Source organism: Rhodococcus sp. MSC1_016, assembly GCF_023667485.2.
GTDB lineage: Bacteria > Actinomycetota > Actinomycetes > Mycobacteriales > Mycobacteriaceae > Rhodococcus_F > Rhodococcus_F oxybenzonivorans.
This window is the reverse complement of sequence record NZ_JAMOZI020000001.1, coordinates 982,378-998,415: the sequence shown is the minus strand read 5'-3', so window position 1 is coordinate 998,415 and position 16,038 is coordinate 982,378. Positions and strand designations below refer to the sequence as shown.

The 16,038-nt window shown below is 66.6% G+C and carries 18 protein-coding genes; 7 read left to right on the top strand and 11 right to left on the bottom strand.

Annotated elements, in window-relative coordinates; genetic code table 11:
• Positions 1 to 132: 132 nt before the first annotated feature.
• Entirely contained in the window at positions 133 to 624 is a 492-nt protein-coding gene (locus L1080_RS04685) for a general stress protein (protein WP_109331840.1), read from the bottom strand.
• Positions 625 to 691: 67 nt separating this feature from the next.
• Entirely contained in the window at positions 692 to 1,654 is a 963-nt protein-coding gene (locus L1080_RS04680; protein ID WP_159925427.1) for an HpcH/HpaI aldolase/citrate lyase family protein, read from the bottom strand.
• A 72-nt stretch (positions 1,655 to 1,726) separates the two neighbouring features.
• Here L1080_RS04680 and L1080_RS04675 point away from each other — a divergent pair, with 72 nt between their 5' ends.
• The 5 genes from L1080_RS04675 (at position 1,727) to L1080_RS04655 (ending at position 7,107) form a co-directional block, all read left to right on the top strand.
• Positions 1,727 to 2,998 (top strand): magnesium transporter MgtE N-terminal domain-containing protein, encoded by a 1,272-nt coding sequence (locus tag L1080_RS04675; protein ID WP_159925425.1) that lies wholly within the window; start codon positions 1,727 to 1,729, stop codon positions 2,996 to 2,998.
• Positions 2,995 to 3,516, top strand: a complete 522-nt coding sequence (locus L1080_RS04670; RefSeq protein ID WP_109331843.1) for a DUF1003 domain-containing protein — start codon at positions 2,995 to 2,997, stop codon at positions 3,514 to 3,516. Before L1080_RS04675 ends, L1080_RS04670 begins: the two co-directional genes overlap by 4 nt.
• A gap of 133 nt (positions 3,517 to 3,649) precedes the next feature.
• The gene (locus L1080_RS04665; RefSeq protein ID WP_459030371.1) at positions 3,650 to 4,789 is read left to right on the top strand and encodes a lytic transglycosylase domain-containing protein; all 1,140 of its coding nucleotides are present in this window, start codon (positions 3,650 to 3,652) and stop codon (positions 4,787 to 4,789) included.
• 285 nt (positions 4,790 to 5,074) lie between these two features.
• Positions 5,075 to 5,947: a lytic murein transglycosylase gene (locus L1080_RS04660; RefSeq protein WP_159925422.1), complete on the top strand. Its 873-nt coding sequence runs from the start codon at positions 5,075 to 5,077 to the stop codon at positions 5,945 to 5,947.
• A 23-nt stretch (positions 5,948 to 5,970) separates the two neighbouring features.
• Positions 5,971 to 7,107 (top strand): Mrp/NBP35 family ATP-binding protein, encoded by a 1,137-nt coding sequence (locus L1080_RS04655; protein WP_208961115.1) that lies wholly within the window; start codon positions 5,971 to 5,973, stop codon positions 7,105 to 7,107.
• Between the two features lie 67 nt (positions 7,108 to 7,174).
• Here L1080_RS04655 and tatB read toward each other — a convergent pair whose 3' ends face one another.
• The 4 genes from tatB to sigE form a co-directional block, all read right to left on the bottom strand.
• On the bottom strand, positions 7,175 to 7,600 hold the full coding sequence (tatB, locus tag L1080_RS04650; protein ID WP_159925420.1) for a Sec-independent protein translocase protein TatB: 426 nt from the start codon (positions 7,598 to 7,600) through the stop codon (positions 7,175 to 7,177).
• A 67-nt stretch (positions 7,601 to 7,667) separates the two neighbouring features.
• The gene (locus L1080_RS04645; RefSeq protein WP_374433210.1) at positions 7,668 to 9,209 is read right to left on the bottom strand and encodes a S1C family serine protease; all 1,542 of its coding nucleotides are present in this window, start codon (positions 9,207 to 9,209) and stop codon (positions 7,668 to 7,670) included.
• 112 nt (positions 9,210 to 9,321) lie between these two features.
• Entirely contained in the window at positions 9,322 to 9,666 is a 345-nt protein-coding gene (locus tag L1080_RS04640; RefSeq protein ID WP_109331858.1) for an RNA polymerase subunit sigma-70, read from the bottom strand.
• Positions 9,667 to 9,682: 16 nt separating this feature from the next.
• On the bottom strand, positions 9,683 to 10,348 hold the full coding sequence (gene sigE / locus L1080_RS04635; RefSeq protein WP_374433207.1) for an RNA polymerase sigma factor SigE: 666 nt from the start codon (positions 10,346 to 10,348) through the stop codon (positions 9,683 to 9,685).
• 300 nt (positions 10,349 to 10,648) lie between these two features.
• Here sigE and L1080_RS04630 point away from each other — a divergent pair, with 300 nt between their 5' ends.
• Positions 10,649 to 11,287 carry an O-methyltransferase gene (locus L1080_RS04630; protein WP_159925418.1) on the top strand — a complete coding sequence of 213 codons (639 nt, stop codon included), beginning with the start codon at positions 10,649 to 10,651 and terminating at the stop codon, positions 11,285 to 11,287.
• Position 11,288: 1 nt separating this feature from the next.
• On the opposite strand, the gene glgC is transcribed toward L1080_RS04630, so the two are convergent.
• A complete protein-coding gene (gene glgC, locus L1080_RS04625; protein ID WP_109331864.1) occupies positions 11,289 to 12,503 on the bottom strand; it encodes a glucose-1-phosphate adenylyltransferase in 1,215 nt (404 codons plus the stop codon).
• 122 nt (positions 12,504 to 12,625) lie between these two features.
• On the opposite strand from glgC, the gene glgA reads away from it, so the two are divergent.
• Positions 12,626 to 13,795, top strand: coding sequence for a glycogen synthase (gene glgA / locus L1080_RS04620; protein WP_250768668.1), 1,170 nt, complete (start codon positions 12,626 to 12,628; stop codon positions 13,793 to 13,795).
• 23 nt (positions 13,796 to 13,818) lie between these two features.
• Here the strand turns inward: glgA and L1080_RS04615 are convergent, their stop codons facing one another.
• The 4 genes from L1080_RS04615 to L1080_RS04600 all read right to left on the bottom strand — a co-directional run bounded on the left by L1080_RS04615 (position 13,819) and on the right by L1080_RS04600 (position 15,993).
• Complete coding sequence (locus tag L1080_RS04615; RefSeq protein WP_250769173.1) at positions 13,819 to 14,697, bottom strand: putative RNA methyltransferase; 879 nt, start codon at positions 14,695 to 14,697, stop codon at positions 13,819 to 13,821.
• Positions 14,698 to 14,789: 92 nt separating this feature from the next.
• Complete coding sequence (locus L1080_RS04610; RefSeq protein ID WP_003936084.1) at positions 14,790 to 14,957, bottom strand: DUF3117 domain-containing protein; 168 nt, start codon at positions 14,955 to 14,957, stop codon at positions 14,790 to 14,792.
• Between the two features lie 152 nt (positions 14,958 to 15,109).
• Positions 15,110 to 15,685, bottom strand: a complete 576-nt coding sequence (locus L1080_RS04605; protein ID WP_250768665.1) for a DNA-3-methyladenine glycosylase I — start codon at positions 15,683 to 15,685, stop codon at positions 15,110 to 15,112.
• Complete coding sequence (locus L1080_RS04600) at positions 15,682 to 15,993, bottom strand: DivIVA domain-containing protein (protein WP_109331868.1); 312 nt, start codon at positions 15,991 to 15,993, stop codon at positions 15,682 to 15,684. The genes L1080_RS04605 and L1080_RS04600 overlap by 4 nt, the downstream gene beginning before the upstream one ends.
• Positions 15,994 to 16,038 lie beyond the last annotated feature (45 nt).

Sequence of the window (16,038 nt, the reverse complement as noted above, 5' to 3'; positions counted from 1 at the left end):
CGGTTTCACCGAGGGGAAGACCCCTCGCATTGCGCCGTAAACCTATCCGAGATCGACCTGAAACTGGCGGAAATCACCGCGAACGAGACGAAAAGCGCGCAATCCGTAATACGAGCCCGCCCACGTCTCGGTTCAGAGCGCCAGCTTGGCCAGCATGTCGCGCGCCGCCTCCGCGGTCTTCGGCTCACACAGCACGTCGTATCGCCCGGCGACCAATTGCATGGTGGACGCGAAGTCACGGGTACCGCGAGTGGCCGCATACGGGATGGTGGTGGAGATCAGCCCGAAGATGATGCCGCCGACGATGCCCACCACGAGCGGTGCGAGGAATCCGCCCGTGACGATACCCAGCAGAAGGCCGAAGAAGACACCGAGCCAGGCACCTGAAACGATGCCGCCGCCAATGACTTTGGCCCACGTCAACCGGCCGAGTACTCGCTCGACCTGCATGAGGTTCACTCCGACGATGGTGACGTCCTCGACCGAGAACTCCTGATCCGACAGGTAGTCGACGGCACGCTGCGCCTCCGCGTACGTCGGGTACGAACCGATGGGCCAGCCCGTGGGAGGTTCCGGCAGAGCCCCTCGCCGCGCCCCGTTGGACTGTCCGAGTGGATTCGTCATCGTCAGCTGGTCTCCTCGTGTAATTCTCTCAGGATCGATCCTGTGAGAACCATTCTGCCTGTTTCGGCTAACCCTCGTCGGGCGGCGTGAACTCGGAGGTCCGCGTCATTCCCGCGGCCCGGCCCTTGGCCGAGATCACGAGGGCCATCTTCCGACTGGCCTCGTCGATCATCTCGTCACCGAGCATCACTGCGCCACGTCCTCCACCGGCCGCCGACGTGTGGAACTCGTAGGCGTCGAGGATCAGTTCGGCGCGGTCGAAATCGCTCTGTCGGGGGCTGAACACTTCGTTGGCCGCATCGATCTGCGTGGGATGCAGCACCCATTTCCCGTCGAAACCCAGAGCGGCGGTGCGCTGCGCAGAACGCCGGAACGCCTCCACGTCGCGGATCTGAAGATACGGCCCGTCGATGGCCTGGATGCCGTGTGCCCGTGCGGCCATCAGGATCGTCATCAGTATGTGATGGTAGGCGTCACCGCGGTCGTAGCCGTCCGGCTGTTCCCCGACCACCAGCGTGCGCATGTTGATACTCGCCATGAAATCCGCCGGCCCGAACACCAGCGTCTGCACCCGGGGACTGGCCGTTGCGATGGCGTTGATGTTGGTGAGTCCGATGGCGTTCTCGATCTGCGGTTCGATCCCGATCCGCCCGACCTCCAACCCGTTGGCCTTCTCGATCTGGGTCAGCAGTAGGTCGAGGGCCTGAACGTGGCTGGCGTCCGGCACTTTCGGCAGCAAGATGGCATCGAGGTGCGCGCCCGCACGCCCGACGACCTCGGCGACGTCGGCATGGGTCCACTCGGTGGTCCAGTCGTTGACCCGCACGACCTTGATCTGATCGCCCCACCCGTCCTCGGCAAGGGCGGCCGCGACGGTGACGCGGGCTTCCTGCTTCGCCAACGACGCCACGGCGTCCTCGAGGTCGAGGAACACCTCGTCCGCGGGAAGCCCCTTGGCCTTGTCGATCATCTTGCGACTGCTGCCCGGAACAGCCAGAACCGATCGGCGTGGCCTGAAGACGGAACTCATGACGGACGATCCTCCACTTTCCGCAGGTGTTCGATTCCCTGGATCCCCGTACGAGGATCTAGCCTGGCAATCATGGCAGCTGCGAACAAGGTTTTTGCAGCCAGGCTGGCCGGCCTGGTGGTACTCGGGCCCGACGGTGAGTCGATCGGCCGGGTGCGGGACGTGGTCATCACCGTTCGCATCGGGCGCCAGCAACCCCGGGTGCTGGGGCTGGTCATCGAATTGTTCACGCGCAAGCGCATCTTCGTGCCCATGCTGCGGGTCACGGCGATCGAGCCGAGTTCGGTGACACTGACCACGGGGAACGTCAGTCTGCGCCGGTTCACGCAGCGTCCGGGCGAGGTTCTCGCGCTCGCGCAGGTCCTCGATTCTCGCGTGCGGGTGGACGACCCGGAACTCGAGGAACTCCACGGGGTCGACACGGTGGTGGTCGATCTCGGCATCGAACTGACCCGTAGCCGTGACTGGGTGGTGTCGAAGGTCGCGGTGCGCGGCCATCGGGGCCGCCTCGGCCGGCGTACCGCCATTCACATCGTCGAGTGGCAGCACGTGCAAGGGCTGACGCATTCCGATCTGTCGATGCCGGGCCAGGGGGTGTCCGCACTCCTGATGCAATACGAGGGCATGCGTCCCGCCGACGTGGCCAACGCCATGCGTGAGCTCCCGGACAAACGGCGGCACGAGCTCGCACTCGCTCTCGACGACGAGCGCCTGGCCGACGTCGTGCAGGAGTTGCCGTCCGATGATCAGACCGACCTTCTGATGCACCTCGAGGTCGAGCGGGCCGCCGACATCCTCGAGGCCATGGATCCCGACGACGCCGCCGACCTTCTCGGCGAGCTGCCCGAGACGGAGGCAGAATCACTGCTCCAACTGATGGACCCGCAGGACTCGGAACCAGTCCGCAGGCTGCTCGAGCACTCGCCGGACACGGCCGGTGGCCTGATGACTCCCGAACCGGTGGTGCTCACGGCGTCCACAACGGTGGCGGAAGCATTGGCCCGCGCGCGCAACGAGGATGTGACGCCCGCGCTCGCGAGCATGATCTTCGTCGTCAGGCCTCCGACGGCCACGCCGACCGGCCGCTATCTGGGATGCGTGCACCTGCAGAAGTTGCTGCGGGAACCACCCGCAAGCCTCGTGGGCGGTCTGCTCGACACCGGTCTCCCACGTCTCGCGGCCGACGACTCCCTGGCGGCCGTCACGCGGTACTTCGCCAGCTACAACCTCGTGTGCGGCCCCGTGGTGGACGACGAGAATCACCTGATCGGCGCGGTCACCGTCGACGACGTCCTGGACCATCTCCTTCCGGAGGACTGGCGTGAAGAGGAGATCGACGGATGAGCGAGAAGGTTCCCAGCGTGTCGGCCCGTGGACTGTCGGATCGGCAAAGGCTCGACACCCCTCGCGGCGCCCGGCGCTTCCGCTTCACCTACGACGTGGAAGCGGTCGGCCGTGCAAGTGAGAACTTCGCTCGTTTCCTAGGGACCGGCCGGTACCTGGTGATCCAGACCGTGGTCGTGATCATCTGGATCGTCCTCAACATCTTCGCCGTCGAGCTGAAGTGGGATCCGTACCCCTTCATCCTCCTCAACCTCGCGTTCTCCACCCAGGCCGCCTATGCGGCCCCGCTGATCCTGCTGGCCCAGAACCGACAGGAGAATCGGGACCGCGTCTCGCTCGAGGAGGACCGGTCGCGCGCGGAACAGACCAAGGCGGATACCGAGTTCCTGGCGCGCGAACTCGCCGCCCTGCGCATCGCGATCGGCGAGGTGGCCACCCGTGACTACCTCCGCCGTGAACTCGAGGAGATCAAGACCCTGCTCGGCGACGAGGAAGAGGCCCGGCCCCGGCGCAAATGATCGCCGGTCATTCGCCCATTCCTCGGCACACGCAGTCACGAATATGTAACGTCGATCACAACTTCTCGGATGTACGCGGTGTGCGACAAGCAAGAGCACCGCAGGGGGTGGTGGAGTGCGGATACGTGGACTGGTGACGGTTGCTGCCCTGACGGTGGGCGCCGCCGCAACGCTCGGATCCTCGACGGGTAGTTCAGGCCCTGTCTCGGCCGTCGACACCCGTCAGAACGCGGCGGTCGAGACGGCCGCGCTGGCGTCCGCCACGCGTCTGTCTCCGGTGAGTGAACCGCAGGACGCCTACCTACCGCCCGCAGGCTTCGTGGCGCCTGCGCCGCGGGTCGCGAGATCGCAGCGCGCGGCGCCTCCGCCTCCCCCGCCCGTGGTGATAAATCCCACATCGCCCGCGTCTCCCACCGGAACAGGGTTGATCGCCGCACCGGTGATCCTAAGTTCGCTCGGCATCCCGGAGATCGTGCTCAACGCCTACCGCTCGGCGGAACTCACGTTGATGGTGGAGGCACCCAAGTGCGGTGTGCCCTGGCATTTGCTGGCGGGTATCGGGCGCATCGAATCGGGGCATGCCGGTGGAGGGCGGACAGACTCGTCCGGCACCACCGTCACCCCGATTCTGGGACCGGTGCTGGACGGCCGGCTGGCCGGCAACGAGGTGATCCGCGATACCGACCGTGGCGCCACCGACGGCGACGCCGGACACGATCGGGCGGTGGGGCCGATGCAGTTCATTCCGTCCACATGGGCGAAATATGCGTCGGACGGCAACGCGGACGGCGCCGCAGATCCCAACAACGTATTCGACGCAACCCTGGCCGCCGCCCGGTACCTCTGCTCGGGCGGACTCGACCTCCGTGATCCCCTCCAGGAGACCCGCGCGGTTCTCCGCTACAACAATTCGGGGACCTACGCCGCCAACGTCATTACGTGGTCGAACGCCTACCGGAATGGCGGTACACCCACCCCGAGTCAGCTGTCCGACTCGAGCACTCCGCCGCCCGGTGGCCTCACCGACGCTGCGGCGAACGGATCCGACCTCGCCCGTGAGCTCGCGGCTCCACCGGAGCTCCCGCCCGACGCGACACCGACTCCGACCACTCCGGCGCCTGCACCGCTGATCCCCGGCTTGCCTGCGCTACCCGCACTCCCGTGTGTGTTCTTCTGCCCACCTGCCGACCCGGCCGCTCCCGCACCCGCGCCGGCGCCTGCGGAACCGGCCGCTCCCCCGCCGGCAATCGCCCCGGCCGTGGGAGTTCGCTAGAAGTTTCCTCGATCGCCGCCGCCGCCCGGCCGAAGCCGGGCGGCGGCGGCGTTTTCGTATGCCTTCCGGGTTCTGGCGCCGCGTCGCGCTGCCTTCCGCGCTGAGCCGCATGCGGGCGTGACCTTTCCGTGTTCGTTACCCTTACTAGAGGGGTCCCTCAGGTAACAGACCCGCGCGCCTCACCCGTATTGATCACGGTTGCGTAACGGAAATGTCTCGAATCGGGTAGCCTCGTGCCGTCCAGTTCACAGGCACATCCCGAACGGGGTCGCAGGAGGCAATCGAGTGGGTCGGCACAACAAGAAGACGGATTCCCATATCCGCCGCAATTCGGTCATCGCGCTCACCGGACTGATTCCCATCGGTCTGGTCACCGCAGCCAACACGGCCGGCGCCACCCCCAAGGTCCCGTTCTTCAGCTCCGAAGCCGCCGCGGACGTCGCGGACGTTGCCCAGGAAGCGACCGCCGCACCGAACGCCGAGGCCGTCACCCCTGTCGCCGACACCGCCGCCGTGGAGGCCGCGCCCGCAGTCGAGCAGGCCCCCGCACCTGCCCTGGCCCCGGTTCAGGCCACGCCGCCGCTTCCGGCCAGCATCGCCCAGGGCGCCCTCGGCATACCTGCCATCAACGTGTCGGCCTACCAGAACGCCGAGCGCATCCTTGCTGTCGAGCAGCCCGGGTGCGGTATGTACTGGACGCTCATCGCCGGCATCGGCCGCGTGGAGTCGACTCACGCCTATGACGGCAAGGCCGACGACAAGGGCAACATGCTCGACGCCGTTCTCGGTCCGGTCCTCGACGGTCACCTCGCCGGCAATGCCGTGATTCGCGACACCGACGGTGGACGGCTGGACGGCGACAGCAACTACGACCGCGCGGTCGGGCCCACACAGTTCCTTCCGGAGACGTGGAATCGCTACGCAGGCGACGGCAACGGAGACGGCGCCGCCGATCCGCAGAACCTCTTCGACTCCGCGCTCACCACCGGAAAGTATCTGTGTGACGGCAATTTGGATGTCCGCGACCCGATCCAGGCGGCCAAGGCGGTCCACCGTTACAACAACTCGGCTGCCTACGTCGCCAATGTCTTGGCCTGGTCCGCGGGCTACGCCAGCGGTATCGTCCCGGCTGCGTCAGACCTGCCGCGCATCCACTGAGGACACATCCCTACCATTGAGTTATGTCAGTCCTGAGCGAGTCCGCTGTTCGTAGCGCCTTGGCGCGCGTCCAAGATCCCGAGATCCGGAAACCGATCACCGAACTCGGGATGGTCAAGAGCGTCGACATCGCCGACGACGACAGCGTCGATATCGCCATCTACCTCACCACTGCCGGCTGCCCGATGCGGACCGAGATCAGCGATCGCGTCACCAAAGCCGTGGCCGATGTGCCGGGTGTGGGCGCGATCCGCGTCGAACTCGACGTGATGAGCGACGAGCAGCGCACCGAACTACGTAAGTCGTTGCGCGGCGACTCCGCCGAGCCGGTCATTCCCTTCGCACAGCCGGGTTCACTCACCCGCGTGTATGCGGTCGCCTCCGGTAAGGGTGGCGTCGGCAAATCGAGTGTGACCGTCAACCTGGCCGCATCGCTGGCCGCGCGAGGTCTGTCCGTCGGTGTCCTCGACGCCGATATCTACGGTCACTCCGTTCCCCGCATGCTCGGCACCGACGCCAAGCCCACGCAGGTGGAGCGGATGATCATGCCGCCCGTCGCGCACGACGTGAAGATGATCTCGATCGCCCAGTTCACTCAGGGCAACACTCCGGTGGTGTGGCGTGGCCCGATGCTGCACCGCGCGCTGCAGCAGTTCCTGGCCGACGTCTTCTGGGGTGACCTCGATGTCCTGCTCCTCGACCTTCCGCCCGGAACCGGTGACGTCGCCATTTCCGTGGCCCAGCTCATTCCGGGGGCAGAGATCCTCGTGGTCACGACACCGCAACAGGCGGCGGCCGAGGTGGCGGAGCGGGCGGGGGCCATCGCCTTGCAGACCCGTCAGCGCATCGTCGGTGTGGTGGAGAACATGTCGTGGATGGACCTGCCCGACGGCACCCGGATGGACGTGTTCGGTTCGGGTGGCGGTCAGGCCGTTGCAGACCGGCTGACGAGGGCCGTGGGCGCCTCGGTGCCGTTGCTGGGGCAGATCCCCCTCGAGCAGGCGGTGCGTGAGGGCGGCGACGGCGGCGTGCCCATCGTGCTCGGTCATCCCGATTCGCCGGCGGCAATCGCACTCCGCGAGGTTGCCGACAAGCTGGCGGTGCGCAAGCGTGGGCTCGCGGGAATGTCGCTGGGGATCGACACCACCCGCCATCTCTGAGGCGCTTCGCGCCTGTGCGCCTTTCTGGTAGCAGGTACAACCAGAAAGGCGCACGAGCCCGGAGGGCCTAGGTTGCGTCGGTGTCGATGGGGGGACGCTCGCCTGCAGCGAGCGGCGTGTTCTGCGGCGGGGCGGGCGTCGACGGATCGGCGCTGACCGCCTTCGTTCCCGGCTTGTCGAACGACACCGTATTCGGCTTGTCGAAGTTGCCGGTGAGAATCGAATCGTCGCCGTCGAGCAGATGTTTGGTGATCACGGCGCGGGGGGTCATACCGCGAAGTTGATTGAGGTCGGCCAGCGGCTTGCGGAGATCATCGAACTCCGGTCCGAGTTCATCCTTCAGTTGCTGGCTCGCGCCGCTCGCGTACTCGCGGACCTGCCGCAAGGATCGCGTGACCCAACTGACCGCTCCCGGAAGCCGCTCGGGTCCCAGAATGACCAGAGCTGCGACGAGGAGGACCATGAACTCGCCCCAACCAATGTTGCCGAACACGTGGTCAGCCTACTGTGCGGTACGGGCCGACGCCCAGGCGGAAGGGGAACTCACAACGAATCGGGAGTCAATCCGAGGCCGGGGTCACGTCGACGTCGACGAGCCGCCCCTCACGGATCAGCTGAACCCTCACCGGCTGGCCGATCTTCTGGAGATTGACCGCGACCACGAGTTCGTCTGCGCTGGTCACCGTCCGATCCCCCACCTTCACGATCACGTCCCTCTCCACGATGCCGGCCTGCGCCGCAGGACTGTCCGACTGGACGTTGGCCACCTCTGCGCCGCTGGTGTTGTCGTTGACCACGGTGCGCGCATTGACCCCGATTTCGGGGTGGTGCATCTCCCCGTCGCGAATGAGGGTTTGCGCCACCGTCGTGACGTCGTCGATCGGAATTGCGAAGCCGAGGCCCACCGATCCGCCGGACTCACTGAGCATGGCGGTGTTGATGCCGATGACGCGTCCGGTGTCGTCGACGAGCGCGCCGCCCGAGTTGCCGTGGTTGATCGCGGCGTCCGTTTGAACCGCGTCGATGACGGCGTTGGTGTCGGAGCCCTCGCCCGACAGCCGCATCGGCCTGTGCAGGGCGCTGACGATTCCGCGTGTGACGGTCTTGCTGAGGCCGAGCGGCGAACCGACGGCCACGACGTCCTCACCTACCTGCACGTCCTCGGACCGGCCCAGCTCCGCAACGGTGAGGTTGTCGGCCGCCACCTTGAGCACGGCGAGGTCCATCTTGATGTCGCGCCCGACGATCTGTGCCTCGGTTTTGGTGCCGTCCGCGAAGATCACCTGGATCTTGCCGCCGTCCGGCGCGGTGGCCGCGGCGGAGATGACGTGGTTGTTGGTGACGATGTAGCCGGCACCGTCGATGACGACTCCCGAACCGGTGCTTCCCTGATCACCGACCGCCACCTGGATCGACACGACGGCGGGGAGCACGGCGTCGGCGACCTGAGCCACCTGCGACTGTCCGAGGTCTTCGTCTCCGCCGTTCTGCGCGAGCGTGACCCGCTGGCTGGTGAGGGAGCTGCGGTCAGCGGTGATGACCGCGGCGAGGAGCCCGCCGATCAGGCCGATCGCCAGTGCGAGTGCGCCCAGTGCCGCGAGTGCGCGGGGTGCGACCTTGCCACCGAAGAGAACTTCGCGGGCCGTGAGGGCCGGGGCAGGGGGCTCCGTACGTTCCCGGGCGTGCAGGGCGGGCGATCCCAGTTCGACTCCCGCTTCGGGGTTCCGCCAGGGGTCGGCAGGGGGTGCCTCGTCGGGCGCTGCTTCCGGTGTGGTGTGGGGATCGCGCTGGATGGTCTCCGTCTCACCGGGCGGTCGGCCGAAAGCTTCCGCGAGGACGGGGTCGGGGGTGCGTACCTTGACGGCCGGTTCGCTCTCACGCTCAGCGCCGGACGGAGCGAAGGAGCCGGTGACCCCACCGGGGCGGCCGAATGCACGACTGGACGCTGCGTCGATCTGCGGCCGGTAGACCGGTCGGGGGTCGAGTCTCGGAGCGTCGGCGGGCCGCAGGGCCCCGTCCCCCGACGCGCGAGCGCCGTCCCCCGACGCCCGAGCATCGGATTCCGCAGCGTCGGTAGCCGGGGTCTTGTAATCCGCCGTCACGCTGTCGTGTCCCCCTCGTAAGAGTCAGTTCCGGGCCCCAGTATCACCGATGACTCCAGTATCACCGATGACTGCGGGCGCACGGACACCGCCGTCCCCGGTACCGAGAGGGTCAACGGCGCCAGCGCCGCGACCACAGCCGACTACTCACCGTCGAGTCCGCAGTGGGTCCGGCAAACGGGGCCTTGTCGGCGGGTTCGCCCGAATTGCAGCTGGGGATCTGGCTCAGCAGACCGAGAAGGCCCGACGGCATCGCCACGTCGGCACTGCGACGGAGAGCCCGCCGCGCCTGCTGCTGTGCGTCCACCTCGAACGCGCACTCGGCGCAGATCGACAGGTGGTGGGCCGCCCGCAGGTAGGCGGACATACGGAGTTCACCGTCGACGAAGGCGGCGATCGCCTCACTCGCCAAATGCTCCGTCGAGCCAAATTGGCGAGGTACACGCCCCTGCGTCATTCGTCCCTCCTGATAACTACCCGACACCGATCTGATCGGAGTCAACCTTTCCGTTCACAGCCAGATGCTCACGCAGAGCCTGACGGCCGCGGTGGATGCGACTGCGCACGGTTCCGAGTTTCACACCCAGTGTGGCACCGATCTCCTCGTATGACAGACCTTCGATGTCACAGAGCACGACGGCGGCGCGAAACTCCGGTGCCAGCGAGTCCAGCGCTGCCTGCAGATCGGCGTCGAGCCGGGCGTCGTGGTAGATCTCCTCGGGGTTTGGCCCGTCGGCCGGGACCCGGTCGTAGTCCTCGGGCAACGCTTCCATGCGGATGCGATTGCGGCGGCGGACCATGTCGAGGAAGAGATTGGTGGTGATGCGGTGCAACCAGCCTTCGAAGGTGCCGGGCTGATAGTCGGACAAGGAGCGGAACACGCGAATGAACGTGTCCTGGGTGAGGTCTTCGGCGTCTTGCGCGTCGCCCGACAACCGGTAGGCCAGACGGTAGACACGGTCGCCGTGTTCCCGGACGAGTTCGTCCCAGGACGGCATGGCCGACTTCTCGCCGGTGGCGTCGAACACAGCGGTGCCCGTCAGCTCGGGTTCAGAGACGGCGTCACCACCGACCAGCACGGGCTCGACACCCGGCTGCTCGGTTCTGTCACCGTCTCGCGCCATTGTGTGGTTACTCATCGAGTTAAGTGGATCCTCCTGGTCAGGACCGCGGATCACGTCACGTGGTATTAGGGGACAACTCCCGACGGTCCGGAATTGTTCCCGGGCCCCCGCCTGTACTTCACCTCGTTGCAATCTGCCCGCCGTGCGGTCTTCGGATCTGGCGATGGTCATACTCTCTCCCACCGCGATATGTGTGTGGTGTGAGCAAGCTGAGGTATTCCTGAGAATTTCGCTGTTGACCGGGGATCGCGCACACGCCGATCGGGTGGCATCGAGCGCGCCTCGCAGCGGCGATGACGAGACCCCGATAGCCTCATGTGCGTGCAGACTAACGCCGAACGGATACTCACCCACGCGGAAGGGGCCGTCCGTGAGGACGAGGCCCTCGGTGCGGCCAGGGAGCGGGCGGACGACCTCGGTGCCGCACCGGTACCGCCCGCGGTCGGTGCTGCTCTCGCTCTGTTCGCCCGCATGCTCGACGCCAAGACAGTAGTCGAGGTCGGCACGGGCGCAGGTGTGAGCAGCCTGTGGCTGCTCCGCGGCATGCGCGAAGACGGCGTTCTCACCACCATCGACAGTGAACCGGAGCACCAGCGCGCCGCCAAGTTGTCCTTCCGGAGCAACGACATCGCGCCCGCACGCACGCGACTCATCAACGGACGCGCCCTCGATGTGCTCCCCCGCCTCGCCGACGGCGCGTACGACCTCGTCTTCGTCGACAGTGCACCCGTCGACCACCCGCATTACGTGCGTGAGGGCGTCCGGCTCCTGCGTCCCGGCGGCGCCATCGTCCTGCACAACGCGCTCCACGGGGGACGTGTGGTCGATCCGAGCCAGCGTGATGCCGCCACCGTCGCTGTGCGTGAGGCAGCCAAGGCTCTGGCCGAGGACGATCAGCTGATCCGGGTGTTCCTGCCGATCGGCGACGGCCTGCTGTGCGCGTCCAAGCTGTGAGCTAGATCCACACGCCCTTGCCGATGGCGACGACCCCGCCGTTGCTCACCGCGAAGCGCTGCTTGTCCCGTTCGAGGTCGACGCCGATGATCTCGCCGTCTCCGACCACCACGTTCTTGTCGAGGATGGCGCGGCGCACCACAGCGCCCTTGCCGATGCGCACGCCGGGCATGAGCACACTGCCCTCGACGGTGGCGCCGTCGTCGATCATCACGTTCGAACTGAGAACGGAGTTGCGGACCGTCGCTGCGGAGAGGATGCACCCGGCGCCCACCACCGACTCCTGAGCCAGCCCACCCTTCACGAATTTTGCGGGCGCCAGGTTCTCCGTCGCACCGCGAATCGGCCATCGACGGTTGTAGAGGTTGAAGATGGGGTGGACCGACACCAGGTCCATGTGTGCGTCGTAGAAGGCGTCGAGTGTTCCGACGTCCCGCCAGTAACCACGGTCGCGGTCGGTGGCGCCGGGAACGACGTTGTCCTTGAAGTCGTAGACCGACGCCTCACCGGCCTCCACGAGCGCGGGGATGATGTCGCCGCCCATGTCGTGGTCGGAGTCGGAGTTCTCGGAGTCGGCGCGGATGGCGTCGACGAGCACCTTGGTGGTGAAGACGTAGTTTCCCATCGAGGCGAACGTCATGTTGGGGTCGTCCGGTGTGCCGGGCGGATGCGCGGGCTTTTCGAGGAACTGCACGATGCGGCCGGATTCGTCGCTGTCGATGCACCCGAACGCGAAGGCCTCGCTGCGCGGCACACGAATTCCGGCGACCGTCACGCCGGCACCGGAATCGATGTGGTGCTGCACCATCTGTTCGGGGTCCATGCGGTACACGTGGTCGGCGCCGAACACGACGATGTACTCGGGGTCCTCGTCGTAGACGAGGTTCAGTGACTGCAGAATCGCATCCGCGCTGCCCGTGTACCAGCGTGGGCCGAGACGTTGCTGCGCGGGCACCGGAGTGATGTACTCCCCGGCAAATCCCGACAACCGCCACGTCTGAGAGATGTGGCGGTCCAACGAGTGCGACTTGTACTGCGTCAGTACACACAGGCGGAGATATCCCGCATTGACCAAATTGCTGAGCACGAAATCGATCAGCCGGTAGGCACCGCCGAACGGTACGGCCGGCTTCGCCCTGTCCGCTGTGAGCGGATAGAGACGTTTGCCCTCGCCGCCGGCGAGCACGATTCCAAGCACATGTGGCTGGCTCCTCACCCTGTCAACCTATCGGGCGGCCCCTCCCCCCGCCAGCGAAGCGCCGAGTCACCATTCGTCCGATATCCGAATGTGTCCGACATCGGTTGGCCCGAACAGGCCCGGACGGTTACGTTAGGCGCGTGCGGGTGGCGATGATGACCAAGGAGTATCCACCGGAGATCTATGGCGGTGCCGGTGTACACGTCACCGAGCTGGTTGCTCAGTTGAAGCAGCTGTGCGAGGTGGACGTGCATTGTATGGGTGCTCCGCGCGTCGGCGCCTTCGTGCACAATCCCGACCCGGCACTGACGGGAGCCAACGCCGCACTGGCGACATTGTCTGCCGAATTGCGCATGGCGGACGCCGCAACCGGCGCCGACGTCGTGCACTCGCACACTTGGTACACCGGGCTGGCAGGACATCTGGCGGCCGCACTGTACGACGTCCCGCACATCCTCACCGCTCACTCACTCGAACCCCGCAGGCCGTGGAAGGCGGAGCAACTCGGTGGTGGCTACCGGGTCTCCTCCTGGTCCGAGCGCAACGCCGTCGAGCACGCAGACGCCGTGATCGCCGTCAGCGCCGGGATGCGACTCGACGTGCTCGACGCGTATGCGTCGGTCGATCCTGCCCGGGTCCACGTGGTACGCAACGGGATCGACACTTCGGTGTGGCATGCCGGGCCTTCCGGTCCGGGACGGTCCGCGCTCACCACGATCGGCGTCGACCCCGACAAGCCGATGGTCGCCTTCGTCGGTCGCATCACGAGGCAGAAAGGTGTCGGGCACCTCATCGCGGCCGCACACCATTTCGCGCCGGACATCCAGTTGGTGCTCTGCGCGGGCGCTCCGGACACACCGGAGATCGCCGCGGAAACCGAGCAGGCCGTTGCCGCCCTCGCCGCTCACCGGGGCAATGTGTTCTGGGTACGCGAAATGCTACCGACCGAGAAGGTGCGAGAAATCCTCGCAGCGGCAACAGTATTCGTATGCCCGTCCGTGTACGAGCCGCTCGGCATCGTCAATCTCGAGGCGATGGCCTGCGAGACGGCGGTAGTGGCATCCGACGTCGGTGGCATCCCCGAGGTTGTGGAAGACGGCGTCACCGGTCGTCTCGTGCACTACAACTCGTACGAGCCGGACAGTTTCGAACATGCTCTGGCAGAGACGGTCAACGAGGTCGCTTCCGATACCGCCGCGGCCGCCGCGATGGGTAAGGCGGGGCGCGCCCGTGCCATCGCCGAATTCTCCTGGGCCGCCATCGCACAGCAGACCCTCGACGTGTACCAGGACGCCCTCTCCCGGCGTTGAACCGACTGCCGGGGACGGCCTTCTCAGCGGCGCCGGTATGTGGAGACCGTCACGGACGCCGTCACCGGATACGCGCGGGGCAGGTCGGCGATCGAGGTCGCGAGCCGCTCGGGTGTGAGGTGGCGAGCCGAGGGTCCCATGCCGACCAGGCGCGTGAGGTCGTCGTGCGTCAGCGACATCGGGTACTCGACGTCCCTGACGTCGGTGCGGTCGAAGCGCCCGGACATGGCCGCACCGAGCCGCTCGACCTTACGGTCGTCGACACGCACCATGCCGAGGAGGTCGACGAGTTCGGCCAGGTGTCGCTCGGTCGGGGTGAGGACCACCAGTGCGCCGCCGTCGCCGAGCACTCGATGCGCCTCCTCTGCATTTCGCGGCGCGAACACGCACAACACGTGGCTCAGGACTCCGTCGCGCACCGGCAGGTGGTGCCAGACGTCGGCGACGACCGCCCCCGCACGCGGATGCGCCTTGGCGATGCGGCGGGCCGCGTATTTGGAGACGTCGAGCCCGATGCCTCGGGCCGTCGGAACCGCGTCGAGGACACGGGCAAGGTAGTGACCTGTGCCTGCGCCGATCTCGAGAATCGCCGGCTCGGGATCGTCAGTAACTCTGACGGCGTCCGCAGTAACTCTGACCGCGTCCGCAGTAACTCTGACCGCGTCCGCGACGGCGTCCATCAACGGGTCGAAGCTCCCACCCGCCAGAAAATCGGCCCGTGCGGCAATCATGTCGGGACTGTCACCCTCGAACTTGCCGCCGGCGCCGGTCATCAGGCTGACGTAACCCTGGCGGGCCACGTCGAAGCTGTGGCCCGCGTCGCACAGGAGCGTATTTTCGTCGAGTTCGAGGCCGGCCCCGCATTGCGGACAGGCAAGCAGGTCCACCACATCAGACAACACGAGCGCGCGCCTCGTTTCCTTCCGGACAGGGAACAGGCCCCGCACCGACAACGGCGACGGGGCCTGACCCATGAGGTTCTCTCTGCACCCGACTAACTGGTGACGCCCTTGAGCTCTTCACCGAGTGCAGCAGCTTCCTCCGGGGTGAGCTCGACGACCAGACGTCCACCACCCTCGAGCGGAACCCGCATGACGATTCCTCGTCCCTCTTTGGTTGCTTCGAGGGGACCGTCCCCGGTCCGGGGCTTCATGGCCGCCATCCTCTGCTCCCTCCAGATCTGCGCTGCCTGCGTGCGCCTCGACAACTTGTGGTGCCTCGCCGAATCACTCGGCGAGGCTCGTGACAACCATTCTTCCCTATGGACACGAGTACCGGGAACCTGAGTTCCAAATAGGCGCGTTCACCGGCGGCTCAGGCGGCCGGTGGAACCCAGCACCCGGCGACATGGTCGTCGACCATCCCGGTAGCCTGCATCAGCGCATACGCCGTGGTAGGGCCCACAAACTTGAATCCGCGGCGCTTGAGTTCCTTGGCCATTGCGGTGGACTCGGCGGTGACGGCCGGAACGTCGTTCACGGTGGCCGGCCGGCTCGGGCGCGGCGGCGGGGCGAACGACCAGAGCAGGGTGTCGAGGTCGGTGTCCTGCAGCTCCAGAATCGCCCGCGCATTGCTCACCGAGGCCTCGATCTTGGCACGGTTGCGCACGATCGACGCGTCCGCCAGAAGGCGTTCGACATCCCGTTCCGTGAACGTCGCGACCACCTCCGGGTCGAACCCGGAGAACGCAGCACGGAATGCATCACGTTTACGCAGGATCGTGATCCATGACAGTCCCGACTGGAACGCTTCGAGGCACAGCCGCTCGTACAACTCGTTTCGCCCGTGCAGCGGCCGGCCCCATTCCTCGTCGTGGTAATCCCGGTACAGCCGGGAGCCATTCGTGTCGACCGCCCACGTACACCGCACTCGATCGTCGGGCTCGGTCACGACGACTCCGCCGGACGGTCGCGCGCCGACTCAGCCTCCGCCAATTGTTCACGCAGCGAATCGATTTCGCGAGCCAGCCGCGCCAGAGCCCAGTCCACCTCGCTCGCTTTGTATCCCCGCAACGTCTGCTGAAAACGCAAGGCCTCCACGTCCGCCCCGGTTACCCCCCGGGCCGGCAAGACGGTCAGGGTGGTGCCCGGAGGCAGCGGCTCCAGTTCCTCGGAACGGCCGAACACCGCACTGGCGGCGAGGAACAACATCGCACCGACGAAGGCCATGACGAGCAGATAGAGCAGGGCTGTCACCATGCTTCGATCCTGTCACGGACCTCCGACAGCAGCCACAGGCCGGGC

Coding starts and splice junctions, on each gene's coding strand:
- L1080_RS04685 (WP_109331840.1), bottom strand. CDS start 624: ATGACGAATCCACTCGGACAGTCCAACGGGGCGCGGCGAGGGGCTCTG.
- L1080_RS04680 (WP_159925427.1), bottom strand. CDS start 1,654: ATGAGTTCCGTCTTCAGGCCACGCCGATCGGTTCTGGCTGTTCCGGGC.
- L1080_RS04675 (WP_159925425.1), top strand. CDS start 1,727: ATGGCAGCTGCGAACAAGGTTTTTGCAGCCAGGCTGGCCGGCCTGGTG.
- L1080_RS04670 (WP_109331843.1), top strand. CDS start 2,995: ATGAGCGAGAAGGTTCCCAGCGTGTCGGCCCGTGGACTGTCGGATCGG.
- L1080_RS04655 (WP_208961115.1), top strand. CDS start 5,971: ATGTCAGTCCTGAGCGAGTCCGCTGTTCGTAGCGCCTTGGCGCGCGTC.
- L1080_RS04640 (WP_109331858.1), bottom strand. CDS start 9,666: ATGACGCAGGGGCGTGTACCTCGCCAATTTGGCTCGACGGAGCATTTG.
- sigE (WP_374433207.1), bottom strand. CDS start 10,348: ATGAGTAACCACACAATGGCGCGAGACGGTGACAGAACCGAGCAGCCG.
- L1080_RS04630 (WP_159925418.1), top strand. CDS start 10,649: ATGTGCGTGCAGACTAACGCCGAACGGATACTCACCCACGCGGAAGGG.
- L1080_RS04610 (WP_003936084.1), bottom strand. CDS start 14,957: ATGGCGGCCATGAAGCCCCGGACCGGGGACGGTCCCCTCGAAGCAACC.
- L1080_RS04600 (WP_109331868.1), bottom strand. CDS start 15,993: ATGGTGACAGCCCTGCTCTATCTGCTCGTCATGGCCTTCGTCGGTGCG.